The 15,894-nt window shown below is 63.0% G+C and carries 15 protein-coding genes; 8 read left to right on the top strand and 7 right to left on the bottom strand.

All coding sequences use genetic code 11. The features are described from left to right. Positions 1–54: 54 nt before the first annotated feature. Entirely contained in the window at positions 55–432 is a 378-nt protein-coding gene (gene mvaT / locus F3J43_RS08475; protein ID WP_166884690.1) for a histone-like nucleoid-structuring protein MvaT, read from the bottom strand. A 301-nt stretch (positions 433–733) separates the two neighbouring features. Between mvaT and purU the strand changes: the two genes are divergently transcribed. After that, positions 734–1,585 carry a formyltetrahydrofolate deformylase gene (gene purU, locus F3J43_RS08470; protein WP_166884688.1) on the top strand — a complete coding sequence of 284 codons (852 nt, stop codon included), beginning with the start codon at positions 734–736 and terminating at the stop codon, positions 1,583–1,585. A gap of 154 nt (positions 1,586–1,739) precedes the next feature. On the opposite strand, the gene F3J43_RS23790 is transcribed toward purU, so the two are convergent. Beyond that, positions 1,740–1,910, bottom strand: a complete 171-nt coding sequence (locus F3J43_RS23790) for a hypothetical protein (RefSeq protein ID WP_205297719.1) — start codon at positions 1,908–1,910, stop codon at positions 1,740–1,742. 163 nt (positions 1,911–2,073) lie between these two features. Next, positions 2,074–3,948, bottom strand: a complete 1,875-nt coding sequence (locus tag F3J43_RS08460) for a methyl-accepting chemotaxis protein (protein WP_166884685.1) — start codon at positions 3,946–3,948, stop codon at positions 2,074–2,076. A 190-nt stretch (positions 3,949–4,138) separates the two neighbouring features. On the opposite strand from F3J43_RS08460, the gene F3J43_RS08455 reads away from it, so the two are divergent. Further along, positions 4,139–5,596, top strand: coding sequence for a helicase HerA-like domain-containing protein (locus F3J43_RS08455; protein WP_353618211.1), 1,458 nt, complete (start codon positions 4,139–4,141; stop codon positions 5,594–5,596). A 62-nt stretch (positions 5,597–5,658) separates the two neighbouring features. Here F3J43_RS08455 and F3J43_RS08450 read toward each other — a convergent pair whose 3' ends face one another. Further along, positions 5,659–7,131 carry an inorganic phosphate transporter gene (locus F3J43_RS08450; RefSeq protein WP_166884679.1) on the bottom strand — a complete coding sequence of 491 codons (1,473 nt, stop codon included), beginning with the start codon at positions 7,129–7,131 and terminating at the stop codon, positions 5,659–5,661. A gap of 310 nt (positions 7,132–7,441) precedes the next feature. After that, complete coding sequence (locus F3J43_RS08445) at positions 7,442–7,642, bottom strand: hypothetical protein (RefSeq protein ID WP_166884676.1); 201 nt, start codon at positions 7,640–7,642, stop codon at positions 7,442–7,444. A 566-nt stretch (positions 7,643–8,208) separates the two neighbouring features. Between F3J43_RS08445 and pcaR the strand changes: the two genes are divergently transcribed. The 5 genes from pcaR to F3J43_RS08420 all read left to right on the top strand — a co-directional run bounded on the left by pcaR (position 8,209) and on the right by F3J43_RS08420 (position 13,480). Next, on the top strand, positions 8,209–9,078 hold the full coding sequence (gene pcaR / locus F3J43_RS08440; protein WP_166884674.1) for a pca regulon transcriptional regulator PcaR: 870 nt from the start codon (positions 8,209–8,211) through the stop codon (positions 9,076–9,078). Between the two features lie 171 nt (positions 9,079–9,249). Next, positions 9,250–10,110, top strand: coding sequence for a CoA transferase subunit A (locus tag F3J43_RS08435; RefSeq protein ID WP_166884670.1), 861 nt, complete (start codon positions 9,250–9,252; stop codon positions 10,108–10,110). Further along, a complete protein-coding gene (locus tag F3J43_RS08430) occupies positions 10,107–10,886 on the top strand; it encodes a CoA-transferase subunit beta (RefSeq protein WP_166884666.1) in 780 nt (259 codons plus the stop codon). Before F3J43_RS08435 ends, F3J43_RS08430 begins: the two co-directional genes overlap by 4 nt. After that, complete coding sequence (gene pcaF, locus F3J43_RS08425; RefSeq protein ID WP_166884663.1) at positions 10,886–12,088, top strand: 3-oxoadipyl-CoA thiolase; 1,203 nt, start codon at positions 10,886–10,888, stop codon at positions 12,086–12,088. Before F3J43_RS08430 ends, pcaF begins: the two co-directional genes overlap by 1 nt. 102 nt (positions 12,089–12,190) lie before the next feature. Beyond that, positions 12,191–13,480 (top strand): MFS family transporter, encoded by a 1,290-nt coding sequence (locus F3J43_RS08420; protein WP_166884661.1) that lies wholly within the window; start codon positions 12,191–12,193, stop codon positions 13,478–13,480. 59 nt (positions 13,481–13,539) lie between these two features. Here the strand turns inward: F3J43_RS08420 and F3J43_RS08415 are convergent, their stop codons facing one another. Next, positions 13,540–14,064, bottom strand: a complete 525-nt coding sequence (locus tag F3J43_RS08415; protein ID WP_166884658.1) for an Mpo1 family 2-hydroxy fatty acid dioxygenase — start codon at positions 14,062–14,064, stop codon at positions 13,540–13,542. Positions 14,065–14,156: 92 nt separating this feature from the next. On the opposite strand from F3J43_RS08415, the gene F3J43_RS08410 reads away from it, so the two are divergent. Then, complete coding sequence (locus tag F3J43_RS08410) at positions 14,157–14,843, top strand: Crp/Fnr family transcriptional regulator (protein ID WP_166884656.1); 687 nt, start codon at positions 14,157–14,159, stop codon at positions 14,841–14,843. Here the strand turns inward: F3J43_RS08410 and F3J43_RS08405 are convergent. Continuing rightward, on the bottom strand, positions 14,743–15,726 hold the full coding sequence (locus F3J43_RS08405; RefSeq protein ID WP_166884654.1) for a LysR family transcriptional regulator: 984 nt from the start codon (positions 15,724–15,726) through the stop codon (positions 14,743–14,745). The two genes, F3J43_RS08410 and F3J43_RS08405, sit on opposite strands and share 101 nt — an antisense overlap. Between the last annotated feature and the right edge of the window lie 168 nt (positions 15,727–15,894).

Raw genomic sequence — 15,894 nt, 5'->3', positions numbered from 1 at the left:
AACGCCGGCAAGTGCCGGCGTTTTTGTTTTTAACCAATACGTGCAGTGCACGAATCAGTCCAGCAGGGTTGCCCAGCTTTCGACGACATCGCCGCCCCACTTGGCTTTCCATTCTTTCAGGGTCTTGTGGTTGCCACCCTTGGTCTCAATAACCTCGCCGTTGTGCGGGTTCTTGTATTGCTTGACCTTGCGAGCACGTTTGGTGCTGGTGGTCTTGACCGCGCCACGTGGCGCTTTGCTCAGCTTGCTTTCCGGATCGAGCAGGGCGATCACGTCACGCAGCGACTTGGAGTACTCACCCATCAGGGTGCGCAGTTTGCCTTCGAACTCCAGTTCTTTCTTCAGCTTGTCGTCTTGCGACAGGTTGGCCAGACGAGCCTGAAGTTCCTTGATAGCTTCTTCGGTAGCGCGGTATTCGTTGATCAGGGACATGGAGTGGTCCTTAATTTCAATTGCAAGGGATACAGTGTCGGCAATAATAGACAGGCGATACTCACAAGTAAACAAATAAAAAAGGGTGGGTCTATTAAATAGTGGGGATTGAACTCCTGGCTATCGGATTAAGAAATTTTTACATATTCCAGAAGCGCGGAAATCCCCTGTAGGACGAGGGGATATTTCTGGGCTGCGATTGCGCCATTGCCCTCAGGCCGCAACACCCTCGATCAATACTGCGTTTTTCCCGCCAGGTCGTTAGAATACGTGCCTTTGCGAAGTTCTGGAGCCCCTCTCAATGCGCACCTATCGACTGGTGATTGCCTGCCCCGACCGTGTCGGCATCGTGGCGAAAGTCAGTAATTTCCTGGCCCTCTACAATGGCTGGATCACCGAAGCCAGCCACCACTCCGACGAGCAGAGCGGTTGGTTCTTCATGCGCCATGAGATTCGCGCCGAATCCCTGCCGTTCGGTATCGAAGCCTTCCGCGAGGCCTTCGCGCCAATCGCCGAAGAGTTCTCCATGACCTGGCGCATCACCGATTCGGCACAGAAGAAGCGTGTGGTGCTGATGGCCAGCCGCGAGTCGCACTGCCTGGCCGACCTGCTGCATCGCTGGCACACCAACGAGCTGGATTGCGATATCCCTTGCGTGATCTCCAACCACGATGACCTGCGCAGCATGGTCGAGTGGCACGGTATCCCGTTCCACCATGTCCCGGTCGATCCCAAGGACAAGCAGCCGGCCTTCGCCGAAGTGTCGCGTCTGGTTGCCGAGTACGGTGCCGATGCCGTGGTGCTGGCGCGCTACATGCAGATCCTGCCACCGCAGCTGTGCCAGGCGTATGCCGAAAAGGTCATCAATATCCATCACAGCTTCCTGCCATCGTTCGTGGGCGCCAAGCCATACCACCAGGCGGCGCTGCGCGGCGTGAAGCTGATCGGTGCGACTTGCCACTACGTCACCGAAGAGCTGGATGCCGGCCCGATCATCGAGCAGGACGTGGTACGCGTCAGCCACGCCGACAGCATCGAAGACATGGTGCGTTTCGGCCGTGACGTGGAGAAGATGGTCCTGGCCCGCGGCCTGCGCTATCACCTCGAAGACCGCGTGCTGGTGCACGGCAACAAGACCGTGGTGTTCAACTGAGGCGAGGAGCGGGCCATGGCCGATCCGCGTGACAAGGCCGGCGCCGTGGCGCCGCCGACCTTGGGCGAGGGTTGCCTGGCCCGCTTCGACCCCGAGGCGTTGAGCGACGAGGACGGCACCGAGTTTCCCGGTGCCGCCGCACTCTGGGAAACGCTCAACCCGCCTGTCGACGCCAGCGTTCCAGCAGAGGACGCGCCAGCAGGGGCAGGTCGGAGTGATAGAAGCCGATCACCGGCAGGTCCAGCTTGCGCCGGACCTCGAGTGCGCCCCAGGCGATGAGGTAGGGATCGCCGACCTCGATGTCGGCGATGTGCACGATCAGCATCCCTCCGGGGGCGTCCTCGGGTGTGTCATCCGGCACCGAGGTGCCGAGGATGACTCGCCAGAGGGTTGACCTTGTAGAAGGATAGTTTGTTCGATCGTGTTTCGAGGGGGCACCCTGGCAGGCGCCAGCGAGGCTGGCGTCTACAGGGAGATTGGCAGCGGGGTCAGATGCGGAAGCTGCCGACCAGCTGTTTCAGGCGGCCGGCCTGTTGCTCCAGGTCGGAGCAGGCGCGCAGGGTGGCCTGCAGGTTCTCGACGCCTTCCTGGTTGAGCATGTTGATTTCGTTGATGTCCATGTTGATCGAATCGACCACGGCGGTCTGTTCCTCGGTGGCGGTGGCCACCGACTGGTTCATGCCGTCGATCTCGCCGATGCGCAGGGTGACGCTGCCCAGGCGCTCGCCGGCCTGGTTGGCGATCTCCATGCTGTCCTGGCTGTGGCGCTGGCTCTGGCCCATGGTGTCGACCGATTCGCGGGCGCCGACCTGCAGTTCCTCGATCATGGTCTGCACCTGCTGCGCCGATTCCTGGGTGCGGTGCGCGAGGTTGCGCACCTCGTCGGCGACCACCGCGAAGCCGCGCCCGGCCTCGCCGGCCCGGGCCGCCTCGATCGCGGCGTTGAGCGCCAGCAGGTTGGTCTGCTGGGAGATGCTGGTGATCACTTCGAGGATCTGACCGATGTTGACGGTCTTGTTGTTCAGGGTCTCGATGTGTTCGCTGGAGGTGACGATCAGGTCCGACAGGCGGTTCATCGCATCGATGTTGCGCTGCACCACCTGCTGGCCTTCCTCGGCCAGCAGGCGCGCCGAAGTGGCATGCTGCGAGGCCTGGGCGGCGTTGCCGGCGATCTCCTGGGCGGCGGCGCCAAGCTGGTTGATGGCGGCGGCGACACTGTTGGTGCGGTTGGACTGTTCGTCGGAGTTGGACATCGACGAGTTCGAGGCGCTGATCACACGCAAGGCCACTTCATTGACCTGTTCGGTGGCCGAGGACACTTCGCGGATCGAGCCGTGGATGCGTTCGACGAAACGGTTGAAGGCGGTGCCGAGGATGCCGAATTCGTCGTGGCTGTGGATCTCCAGGCGACGGGTCAGGTCGCCTTCACCTTCTGCGATGTTTTCCATGGCACGGGTCATGGTGTGCAGCGGCTGCATCAGCACGCGGATCAGCAGGCCGAGCAGGGCGATGATGATCACCACCGCGACCAGGGTGGCAATCACCGCCGAAGTACGGAAGGTGCTGAGCATCGAGAAGGCCTTGTCCTTGTCCACTGACAGGCCGATATACCAGTTGGCCGAGGGCAGGCCCTTGACCGGGGTGAAGGTGAGCAGGCGAGGCTGGCCGTTGAGCTCGACCTCGGTCAGCTCGCCGGAGAGTTTCGGCGTGTGCTGCGGGAACAGGTCCGACAGCGACTTCATCACCAGGTTCTTGTCCGGGTGCACGAGGATCTTGCCCTGGTCGTTGACCAGGAAGGCATAGCCCATGCCGCCGAAATTCAGCGAGTTGATGATTTCCACCAGGCCGTCGAGTGCCAGGTCGCCACCGACCACCCCGACCGAGCGTGAGGCGGCGCTGACGATCGAGATGACCATCTTGTTGGTGGTCATGTCGATGTAGGGTTCGGTAAGAATGGTCCCCCCGGCGTTCAGACCGTCCTTGTACCAGGGGCGTACGCGTGGGTCATAGCCATCCGGCATCTTCGAATCGGGGCGTACCGTGAAACTGCCGTCGGGCTGGCCCAGGTAGATGGTCAGGAAACTCGAGGTCAGGGCGTTCTGGCCGAGCAGGGTGCCGACATTCTGTGGATACTGGGCCAGGTTCTGGGCGACGTTCTCGACCAGCTTGATACGACCATCGAACAAGTTGCGAATATTGGTCGACGTCGAGTCGCCCATTTCAGCCAGGTAGTTCTCCAGGTCCTCGCGAATGGCATTACGCTGGAGGTAGTCGTTGTAGAGGGTGAACAGGCTGAAGGCGAGAATCACGATCAGTGATGCCGCCATGAGGATCTTGTGGCTGAAACGAAGGCTTTTGTTCATGACGTGAGGCGTCCGCTAAGGTTTTTTTATCGGGTCGTTCGCACAAAGCACGGCTGGAAAACAGTGCAACAATTCCCGTGGGTCCTTTTCGGGTTGTTACTGTCTTTCTGGGGAGAATCACTCCGAACTATCGGCCGTTATGTAACAAAACTTGAGCAGGGGAATGATCAAGATGTCGGATTCTTCGCAAATGATTGTAGGTGCCGGCCCTGATGGCCAGCCTGTGTCCCAGGCCATGCGCCTGGCTAATCGCCACGGCCTGGTAGCAGGGGCCACCGGCACCGGCAAGACCGTTACCCTGCAACATCTGGCTGAGTTGTTCAGCGACGCCGGCGTGGCCGTGTTCGCCGCGGACGTCAAGGGCGACCTGTGCGGCCTGGGCGCGGCGGGCGTGCCCCGGGGCAAGGTGGCCGAGCGGATTGCCGGGATGCCCTGGCTGAAGCACACGCCTCAGGCCTATCCGGTGACCTTGTGGGATATCGCCGGGCAGTCTGGTCATCCACTGCGTACTACCTTGAGCGAAATGGGGCCGCTGTTGCTGGGCAACCTGCTCGAGTTGACCGACAGCCAGCAGGCGGCGCTGTACGCTGCGTTCAAGGTGGCCGACCGCGAGGGATTGCTGCTGCTTGACCTCAAGGACCTGAAGGCCCTGCTCGGGCACCTGAGGGACAACCCGCAACTGCTTGGCGAAGACAGCGCGCTGATGACCAGTGCGTCCACCCAGGCCCTGCTGCGTCGCCTGGCCACCCTCGAACAGCAAGGTGCCGAGGCGCTGTTCGGCGAGCCGGCCTTGCAGCTTGAGGACCTGCTGCGCCTCGATGCCGACGGGCGCGGGCGCATTCACCTGCTTGACGCCAGTCGTCTGGTGCACGAAGCGCCCAAGGTCTATGCAACCTTCCTACTCTGGCTGCTGGCTGAACTGTTCGAGCAACTGCCTGAACGGGGTGATGCCGACAAGCCGCTGTTGGCGTTGTTCTTCGACGAAGCGCACCTGCTGTTCAATGGCACGCCCAAGGCCCTGCAGGACCGCCTCGAGCAAGTGGTGCGGCTGATCCGCTCCAAGGGTGTCGGGGTGTATTTCGTCACCCAGTCGCCGGGCGATCTGCCAGATGCCGTGCTGGCGCAATTGGGGTTGCGCATCCAGCATGGCCTGCGCGCGTTCACCGCCAAGGAGCAGAAGTCGCTACGCGCCGTGGCCGATGGTTTCCGCCCCAACCCTGCCTTCGACAGCCTGGCGGTGCTGACCGAACTGGGGATTGGCGAGGCGCTGGTGGGAACGCTGGAGGACAAGGGCACGCCGGCGATGGTCCAGCGCGTGCTGGTCGCGCCGCCGCAGTCGCGCATCGGGCCGTTGAGTGCTGCCGAGCGCAGCGCATTGATCGCCAGTTCGCCTTTGGCTGGGCGCTACGACAAGCCGTTCGACCGCGAATCGGCCTATGAAATACTCACCCAGCGCAAGGGCGAGGCGCTGGAGCCGGCGCCGCAATCGAAGGCTGGCGAAGACAGTTTCGTCGACAAGGCTGGGGAATTCCTGCAGAGCGCGGCGGGGCAGGCGATCAAGTCGGCGGTACGCCAGGCGGCGAACCAGTTCGGGCGCCAATTGGTGCGTGGGCTGATGGGGTCGTTGCTCGGAGGCAAGAAGCGCTAGGGAGCGTTGGCCTCCAGAACGAAAAAGGCGCCCGAAGGCGCCTTTTTCTACTGCGGTATCACTTAGCCAATGGCCTTGGATGCCAGCCAGAACAGGCCGGCCGCCAGGCCCATCGACGCCGGCAGGGTCAGGACCCAGGCCAGCAGGATGGTTTTCACGGTGCCACCTTGCAGGCCGCTCTTGTTGGCGACCATGGTACCGGCCACGCCCGAGGAGAGCACGTGGGTGGTGGACACCGGCAGGCTGAAGATATTGGCCATGCCGATGGCGCAGGCTGCGGTGATCTGCGCCGACATGCCCTGGGCATAGGTCATGCCCTGCTTGCCGATCTTCTCGCCGACGGTCAACACCACGCGTTTCCAGCCGACCATGGTGCCCAGGCCGAGGGCCAGGGCGACGGCGACGATCACCCAGAACGGGGCGTACTCGGTGGTGGCGGTCAGGTCCTTGCGCAGCTTCTCCAGGTCGGCCTTCTCGCGGGCCTCCAGGCCTGGCAGTTTGCCGACCTTCTTCGCGGTGTCGTCCAGGCACAGCAGGTAGCGGCGTACTTCGACGCGCTTGTCGGCGCTCAGGTCGCGGTAGTCGGTCACGCCAGCAAGCGAGGACTGCAGCGCGGCGATGGTCGGCTCGGTCTGCTGCGGGTTGCAGCTGAACTGCTCCGGCAGGTCGGTCGACTGGGCCTTGCCCAGCGCCAGGAACTCGCCCAGGGTCGCGGCATTGCGCTGGTAGAACTGGCTCATGTGCAGGGTGGCGTCGCGGGTGCGCTCGATCTGGTAGGTGGTGCTGTTCAGGTCGAGGACGAACTTGGCCGGAACGATGCCGATCAGCACCAGCATGATCAGGCCGATGCCTTTCTGGCCGTCGTTGGAGCCGTGCACGAAGCTCACGCCCATGGCGGAGATCACCAGCACCAGGCGGTTCCAGAAGGGTGGGTGCTTCTTGTCGTCGAGCTTGCGGCGCTGGTCCGGGGTCTTGTGCATCTTCGACAGCGGGCGCCACCACTTCAGGCCGATCAGCACCAGCGCGGCAACGGCGAAGCCGGCCATCGGCGAGACCACCAGCGACATGGCGATGTCGATCGCCTTCTGCCAGTTCACGCCGTCGCCCAGCGGGATGCCGTTGATCATGGCGTTGGCCAGGCCGACACCGAGAATCGAGCCGATCAGGGTGTGCGAACTGGACGCGGGAATGCCGAAGTACCAGGTGCCGAGGTTCCAGGTGATGGCCGCGGCCAGCAGCGAGAAGACCATGGCCAGGCCGTGGCCGGTGTTCACATTGATCAGCAGCTCGACCGGCAGCAGGTGGACGATGGCATAGGCCACGCCGACACCACCGAGCAGAACCCCGAGGAAGTTGAACACGCCGGAGAAGAACACGGCCAGGTGCGGTGGCATGGCTTTGGTATAGATGACAGTGGCTACCGCGTTAGCGGTGTCATGAAAGCCATTGATGAACTCGAATGCGAGTACGAAGGTCAGAGCGAGCATCAGGCTCACGACGACCCAGGCATCCAGTCCGCTGAATAAATCGATCATGAAGGTTGTCTGGCGGTCTTAGGGGGGGCGGATTATGCCAGAAAACCATGGCAATCGATGCACCTGCCGCAGACCGATGGCATGGCTGCGCCGGGCGGGAAGGTGCGTAAAAACCACAGGTGGCTCTGGGAAAATCTGTGAATTTTCGGCTAAAAATCAAGAAAAACAATGATTTGTAGCTTAAATACAAGTGCTTGCATCATTCAAACGCTTGTATGAAATTTGTGTAATTCCATTTCATTGATGGCGTTTCCGCCAGGATCGCCCGCGCCAAGGCTCAGCGCCGATGGCGCGAGGGCATCACCCAGGTTCAGTCGTCGTCGCTGCGCAATTCCTTTTCGATCTTCTCGATTTCCTGGGCAAAGGCCTGGTCGAGAATACTTGCCCGTTTGCGCCAGGGTTTGCGCTCGGGTTCGGGTTGTGCGGCATAGGTGGTGACTTCACCACCGTAAACATCCTTGTAACGTTCAGCCTGGCGCTCGAGTTCTGCGCGCAGTTCTTCTTTCGTCACAGTAATACCTGAATAGGTTGAAGTGTGGCGCCGACTTCGAAGTGCACAGTAGCTGTGACATGCCGTCAGCGCGGATGACCATCGTCGTGACACTACTCGTGGAGAACTGGAGGCAATCTTCGGTTGCAGCCAGGGTCCTGTGGCGGATGATCCGTGCCATGGCAGCAGGGTCGAGCAGCGATGGAAACTGGGATGTTGGATCCATCGTGCCGCCTGGATAACCAACGTGCTCGATTATAGCAATCGGCAAGTCGAAGACCACGGTTGTTTGTCGGCAATAACAAGCAGCCTGTGAAGTTGTTCACTCTTGGCCCGTGGATTTACCCACCCGACGTTGAGAAAGTTCAAGTCTGGCAAGCGACTAAGTTGCCGGGGGGCAGAAATGAAAACGGCCCCGCTGGAGGGCGAGGCCGTTGCCTGGGACTTCTACGGTGGGTACCTGACCAGTCTCTCCAAAGAAGCCACATGTGGCAGGGGAAAGGTATAAGCAAAAGTGTCAGCGGTCAATTGCGATTATCGGCCGTTCGTTCGATAATCGCACAAATCGACGATTTTTGAGGCAAGCCATGAGCGAAGACCGCAGCGGACCGGTTGCCAGTGAAAACACCCGCGCCAGCAGCCCGGCCATGGCGCCCCCAATCGTGGCTTCGCCAGCCAAACGCATTCAGGCGTTCACTGGCGATCCTGATTTCATGACCTCCCTGGCCCGTGGGCTGGCGGTGATCCAGGCCTTCCAGGAGCGCAAGCGGCACCTGACCATCGCTCAGATCAGCCATCGTACGGAGATCCCCCGCGCGGCGGTGCGCCGTTGCCTGCACACCTTGATCAAGCTGGGTTATGCGACCACCGATGGGCGTACCTACTCGTTGCTGCCCAAGGTATTGACCCTTGGCCATGCCTACCTGTCCTCGACGCCGCTGGCTGTCTCCGCGCAGCCCTACCTTGACCGGATCAGCGAACAACTGCACGAGGCGGCCAACATGGCGACCCTCGAAGGCGACGACATCCTTTATATAGCGCGTTCGGCCACGGTGGAGCGGCTGATCTCGGTGGACCTGTCGGTCGGCGGCCGCCTGCCTGCCTACTGCACCTCGATGGGACGGATCCTGTTGGCGGCGCTGGACGACGCGAGCCTGCACGAATACCTCGAGCGCGCCGACCTCAAGGCAAGGACCAGCCGTACCCTGCACGACAGCGAATCGTTGTTCGCCTGCATCCAGCAGGTGCGTGAGCAGGGCTGGTGCGTGGTCGACCAGGAGCTGGAGCAGGGGCTGCGCTCGATCGCCGTGCCGATCTACGATGCCTCCGGCCAGGTGTTGGCGGCCTTGAATGTCAGTACTCATGTCGGGCGGGTCAGCCGCGGCGAGCTGGAGCAACGCTTCCTGCCGATCCTGCTGGCGACCAGCCGCGACCTGTGCCACCAACTGTTTGGCTGAGCTTCGCCGCTGCTGTGGAGCGTGCCTGCGGGAGATGGATAGCAAGGTCACAAGTTGTTCGATAATCGCACGCAACTGCGGTTTTCGGATTGTAGGGGAGCTGCCAGCGTCCTTACTCTGGATTCACCGCAGCGTTGCATTGGCCCGCTGCCTACTGAATCGGAGTTTCCAATGGCAGCAGTCCTCTCGCTTCGCGAGGCCGTGAAGCAGTTCGTCCAGGATGGCGACAGCGTAGCCCTGGAGGGTTTCACCCATCTCATTCCCACTGCCGCCGGCCACGAGATCATTCGCCAGGGCAAGCGTGACCTGACCCTGGTGCGCATGACCCCCGACTTGATCTACGACCAGTTGATCGGTGCCGGCTGCGCCCGCAAGCTGATTTTCTCGTGGGGCGGCAACCCGGGCGTGGGCTCGCTGCATCGCCTGCGTGACGCCGTCGAGAAACAGTGGCCGCATGCCATCGAGCTCGAAGAGCACAGCCATGCCGATCTGGCCAATGCCTATGTCGCCGGCGCCTCGGGCTTGCCGTTCGCGGTGCTGCGCGCCTACGCCGGCTCCGACCTGCCCAAGGTCAACCCGCTGATCAAGACCGTCACCTGCCCGTTCAGTGGCGAAGTCCTGGCCGCGGTGCCCTCGGTGCGCCCGGATGTCACCGTGATTCATGCGCAGAAAGCCGACCGCAAGGGCAATGTGCTGCTGTGGGGCATTCTCGGCGTGCAGAAGGAAGCTGCGCTGGCGGCCCGGCGTTGCATCGTCACCGTCGAGGAGATCGTCGATGATCTCGAAGCTCCGATGAACGCCTGCGTGCTGCCGACCTGGGCACTCAGCGCGGTGTGCCTGGTGCCCGGTGGTGCTCATCCGTCCTATGCCCATGGCTACTACGAACGCGACAACCGTTTCTACCAGGACTGGGACCCGATCGCCCGCAACCGTGGAGCGTTCATTGCCTGGATCGACACTTTCATTCGCGGCACCGCCGACTTCAGCGAGTTTCAGGCCCGCCTGGCCAGCACCACGGAGGTCGCGCAATGAGCTACTCCACCGCCGAGATGATGACCGTCGCCGCCGCCCGCCGGCTGCGCAATGGTGCCGTGTGCTTCGTCGGCATCGGCTTGCCGTCCAAGGCCGCCAACCTGGCGCGGCTGACTTGCGCGCCAGATGTGGTGCTGATCTACGAGTCAGGCCCGATTGGCGCCAAACCCAGTGCGCTACCACTGTCCATCGGTGACGGCGAACTGGCCGAGACTGCCGACACCGTGGTATCGACCGGTGAGATCTTTCGTTACTGGCTGCAGGGCGGGCGTATCGATGTGGGCTTCCTTGGCGCTGCCCAGGTCGATCGCTTCGGCAATATCAACACCACGGTAGTGGGTGATTACCACGCGCCCAGGACCCGCCTGCCAGGTGCCGGCGGCGCGCCGGAAATCGCCGGCTCGGCCAAGCAGGTGCTGATCATCCTCAAGCAGTCGCCGCGGGCTTTCGTCGACAAGCTCGACTTCATCACCTCGGTCGGTCACGGCGAGGGCGGTGATGCCCGCAAGCGTCTGGGGCTGCCCGGCGAGGGGCCGGTGGGCATCATCACCGACTTGTGCATCATGGAGCCGGAGCAGGGCAGCCAAGAGTTCGTGGTCACGTCCATGCACCCTGGGGTGAGCCGTGAGCAGATCGCTGCCGCCACAGGCTGGGCGATCCGTTTTGCCGACAATGTCCAGCAAACCGCTGCCCCGAGTGCGCTGGAGCTGTCTGTCCTGCGCGACCTCGAGGCCCGCACCGCCGCAGCCCATGGCCAGACGGCAGGAGAGGCATGATGCGCGACGTGTTCATCTGCGATGGCATCCGTACCCCCATCGGCCGCTTTGGCGGCGCCTTGGCCGGTGTCCGTGCCGACGACCTGGCGGCGGCGCCGCTCAGGGCGTTGATCGCGCGTAATCCGGGTGTGCAATGGGAGCTGCTCGATGAAGTGTTCCTTGGCTGTGCCAACCAAGCGGGTGAGGACAACCGCAACGTGGCGCGCATGGCGTTGCTGCTGGCGGGCCTGCCCGAGCAGGTTCCCGGGGTGACCCTCAATCGCCTGTGCGCCTCGGGCATGGAGGCCATCGGCAGCGCGTTCCGCGCCATTGCCAGTGGCGAGATGGCGCTGGCAATCGCCGGGGGCGTCGAGTCGATGTCCCGTGCGCCGTTCGTCATGGGCAAGGCCGAGCATGGTTTTTCGCGCAGCATGACGCTCGAGGACACCACCATTGGCTGGCGCTTCATCAACCCCTTGATGAAAGCCCGGTACGGTGTCGATTCGATGCCCGAGACGGCTGACAATGTCGCCCATGACTATCAGGTGTCGCGGGCCGATCAGGACGCCTTTGCCCTGCGCAGCCAGCAAAAGGCCGCAGCGGCCTTGGCGGTAGGTTTTTTCGCTGACGAGATCGTGCCTGTGCGTATCCCCGGCAGGCAGGGGGAGACCGTGGTCGAGCGCGACGAGCACCTGCGTCCGGACACCACCCTGGAGGCCCTGGGCCGGCTCAAACCGCTCAATGGCCCGGACGGGACGGTCACTGCCGGCAACGCCTCGGGGGTGAACGATGGGGCCGCCGCACTGATCCTGGCCTCGGCCGAGGCAGTGCAGCGCCATGGCCTGAGGCCCCGTACGCGGGTGCTGGGCATGGCCAGTGCTGGCGTTGCGCCACGGGTGATGGGCATCGGCCCGGTGCCGGCGGTACGCAAGCTGACCGAGCGCCTGGGTTTGAGCGTGAGTGACTTCGATGTCATCGAGCTCAACGAGGCGTTCGCCAGCCAAGGCCTGGCGGTGTTGCGCGAACTGGGGCTGGCGGACGATGCGCCGCAGGTCAATCCCAATGGCGGTGCGATCGCATTGGGACACCCGCTGGGGATGAGCGGGGCGCGTCTGGTGCTGACGGCCTTGCACCAGTTGGAGAGCCGCGCCGGGCGCCTGGGCCTGGCCACGATGTGCGTCGGGGTTGGCCAGGGCGTGGCGTTGGCCATCGAGCGTGTGTGATGAGACTTGCCCCGTGATCAGGTCTTGTTCTATTGGAAGCGGAACGAGTTTGTTACTAGCTGTGTCTAGACTTAGCAGTGCCCCTCCAGGAGTTAGATCACCATGACTTCAAGCTATTACACCGGCGAAGAACGCAGTAAACGTATCTTTGCCATCGTCGGTGCCTCCTCCGGCAACCTGGTTGAATGGTTCGACTTCTACGTCTATGCCTTCTGCGCCATCTACTTCGCTCCGGCGTTCTTCCCCTCGGACGACCCCACGGTGCAGTTGCTCAACACAGCTGGTGTGTTCGCCGCAGGTTTTCTGATGCGGCCCATTGGTGGCTGGATCTTCGGTCGCCTGGCCGACCGCCATGGTCGCAAGAACTCACTGATGATCTCGGTGCTGATGATGTGCGGCGGCTCGCTGATCATCGCCTGCCTGCCGACCTACGCCAGCATCGGTACCTGGGCGCCGGCGCTGCTGTTGCTGGCGCGGCTGATCCAGGGGCTTTCGGTGGGCGGCGAATACGGCACCACCGCCACCTACATGAGTGAAGTGGCGTTGCGTGGCCAGCGTGGCTTCTTCGCCTCGTTCCAGTACGTCACCCTGATCGGTGGCCAGTTGCTGGCGGTGCTGGTACTGGTGCTGCTGCAGCAACTGCTCAGCGAGGAGGAGCTGCGCGCCTATGGCTGGCGTATTCCGTTCGTGGTCGGCGCCATCGCCGCGCTGATCTCGCTGATGCTGCGCCGTTCGCTGAAGGAGACCAGCAGCGCCGAGACCCGTCAGGACAAGGAGGCCGGTACCATCAGCGGGCTGTTCCGCAATCACGCCGCGGCCTTCGTCACCGTGCTTGGCTACACCGCCGGCGGCTCGCTGATCTTCTATACCTTCACCACCTACATGCAGAAGTACCTGGTCAATACCGCAGGGATGAACGCCAAGAGCGCCAGCTACGTGATGACCGGCGCGCTGTTCCTGTTCATGGTCTTGCAGCCGCTGTTCGGCATGCTCTCCGACCGCATCGGGCGACGTAACTCGATGCTGTTGTTCGGCGCCCTGGGCACACTGTTCACGGTTCCGCTGCTGATGGCGCTGAAGACCGTGACCAGCCCGTTCCTGGCCTTCGTGCTGGTGACCCTGGCGCTGTGCATCGTCAGTTTCTACACCTCGATCAGTGGCCTGGTGAAAGCCGAGATGTTTCCGCCGCAGGTACGCGCGCTGGGGGTCGGACTCGCCTATGCCGTGGCCAACGCGGTGTTCGGTGGCTCGGCCGAATACGTCGCCCTGGGCTTGAAGACCTTGGGGATGGAGAACACGTTCTACTGGTACGTGACCGCCATGATGGCAGTGGCCTTCCTGTTCAGCCTGCGCCTGCCGAAGCAGGCGGCGTACCTGCACCATGATCACTGAGAGGGCGTGATTCGCCCGATCGCCGGCATCGTTTCGGCGGGTTCCGGAGCGTCAGCCGGTCATGCCGTCGCTTTCTTGTGGCGCATGGCAACCGGCCCGGCCTTGGCCTCCACGGCTTTCTTCAGTTCACCACGCAGCCCGAGCATGAACGCCAGCTCCGCCACCACGAACAGCGGCCCGATGATCAATCCGCTGAGGTCGTCGACGAACGCCGGCTTGCGTCCCTCGTACCAATGGCCGATGAACTGGATGGCCCAGCCCACCACGAAAGTCCCGAGTCCTGCGCCCAGCCACAGCCCGGTGGGGCGTATCGCCAGCGCCTGGCCGGCCCACAGGCACAGGCCCAGCAGCAGCCCCATCAGCAGTCCGAAGCGCAGGTCCAGGCGCAGGTAGAACCACACCGACCCGCCTGCCAGCAGCAGCGCCGGTGACAGCCAGAGCCCGGCCAGGTCCCCGCCGGGCCGCGACAGCAAGATAGCCACTGCCAGCACGATCAGCGGTATACCGACGAAGTGCGTGGCGATATTGCGTGGGTCACGGTGGTAGGTCGCGTATTGACTCAGGTGCTCGACGAGGTTTTTCATTGTTGTTCCTCCATCAGGGATGAGCGCAGCTTGCCCCTGTTCATCCACCGTCGTCTGTCGCCTGGCCGACAGAGTCCGCCTGGCGAGGCCCCATGGACGATCCGCGTACTCTGTTGCTGCATGGCCAGTGGTTCCGCCAGTTGCCCTTCTCCGTTCAGGATAGTCTGCTGGCCCTGGGCCGTTCGCGAACGCTGGCGGCGGGTCAGTGCCTGTTCCAGCGCGGGGATGCGCCGTGCGGGCTGTATGCGGTGCTCGAAGGGGCGATGCGCGTCGGTGCGGTCAGCCCCGAGGGCAAGGAGGCCTTGCTGACGCTGGTGGAGTCGCCCCACTGGTTCGGCGAGATCAGCCTGTTCGACGGCCAGCCGCGTACCCATGATGCCTATGCGGAAGGGACGACGCGGTTGTTGTGGATCCCCCAGGCGCCTTTGCTCGATTGGCTGGCGCGTGAACCGGGGCACTGGCGCGACCTGGCCTTGTTGATGAGCCACAAGCTGCGTTGGGTGTTCGTCGCCCTGGAGCAGCAGAGCCTGCTGGCGGCCGCGCCACGGCTGGCCCACCGCTTGTTGCAGATTGCCGAGGGGTATGGCGAGCGCGATGTCGCCCAGTGGCACCTGCAGATCTCCCAGGAGCAACTGGCGTTGATGCTGTCGCTGTCGCGCCAGACCATCAACCAGATTCTCAGGAACCTCGAGCAGTCCGGCGTGGTACGCCTGGGTTATGGCGAGGTGGAGATTGTCGATGCGCCTCGCCTGCGGGCACTGGCTGCTCATCCAGGCTGACCAGGATGTCGATCATCGCCCGTGCCGCCGGTGATAGCCGATAGCCGCTACGACTGATCACCCCGCAACGTACGCTCAGCACTTCCAGGCCCGGTGGCAAGTTGCGCCAGTGTAGGCGTACCAGTCGACCGCTGGCCAGGTCCTCGGCCACGGCCTCTTCGCTGGCGCTGCCAATGGCATTGCTGCCCAGCACCACGTTGCGCAACACCGCCAGGTGCTCGGTCTGCAGATGCGGTGTGAAGTCGCTCCGTCCGCTGAGGTTGGCCAGACGTTTGCGCACGCCAGGGGCGAGCAGGGCGCAGGCCAACGGGTAGGCGAACAGGTCGTTGGTCGACAGACTGTCCTTGGCCAGCAGCGGATGCCCGGGGCGGCAGAAGAACAGGCCAGGACGTGGGCTGAGCGGCTCTGTGTGGAAGTTTGGGTCGGCCTCGAACGGGCGGATGTCGTCGACGAAGAATTCGATCTGCTCGCGGCGCAGGGCCTGGCCGAGGCGTTCGGCGTTGTCCACCTGCAGTGCGGTGCGAATTCCCGGGTGGCGCTCGATGAAGTGGCGCAGGGCCTCCGGCACCAGGCGCACGGCCAGGGACGGACCACTGCCGAAGTGCAGTTCGCCGGCGTCGAGCTTGGTCATCTGCAGTACGTCGTTGTTCAGTTGGGCGGCGCCTTGGACCAGGCGCCGGGCGTGTTGCAGCACCACCTGGCCTTCGGGGGTGGGGAGCAGGGCCTTGTGGCCGCGGTCGACGAGGATGCAGCCGAGGGTCTGTTCGAGGTTCTGGATGGCGCGACTGAACGCGGGTTGGGTGATGCCCATGGCCTCGGCAGCACGGACGAAACTGCGGTATTCGGTGAGGGCAATGAAATAGCGCAGTTGGCGAAGGTCCATGCTCGGTCTCGTGGGCGGTGGAGGCAGGACTCGTTTTTAGCCTTTGCCCTATATGTCGTCAATTATGGTTATTTCATTTGTTTAGTTCATTTGGTTATTTGAGTGATGCGATCCGTAGCGGGCAGCTTGTGGACACAGGGCAAAAAAAAGCCCACCGCGAGGGTGGGC

This window comes from Pantoea sp. Cy-639 (assembly GCF_011752525.1).
Lineage (GTDB): Bacteria > Pseudomonadota > Gammaproteobacteria > Pseudomonadales > Pseudomonadaceae > Aquipseudomonas.
This window is presented reverse-complemented; position numbering and strand designations above follow the sequence as displayed.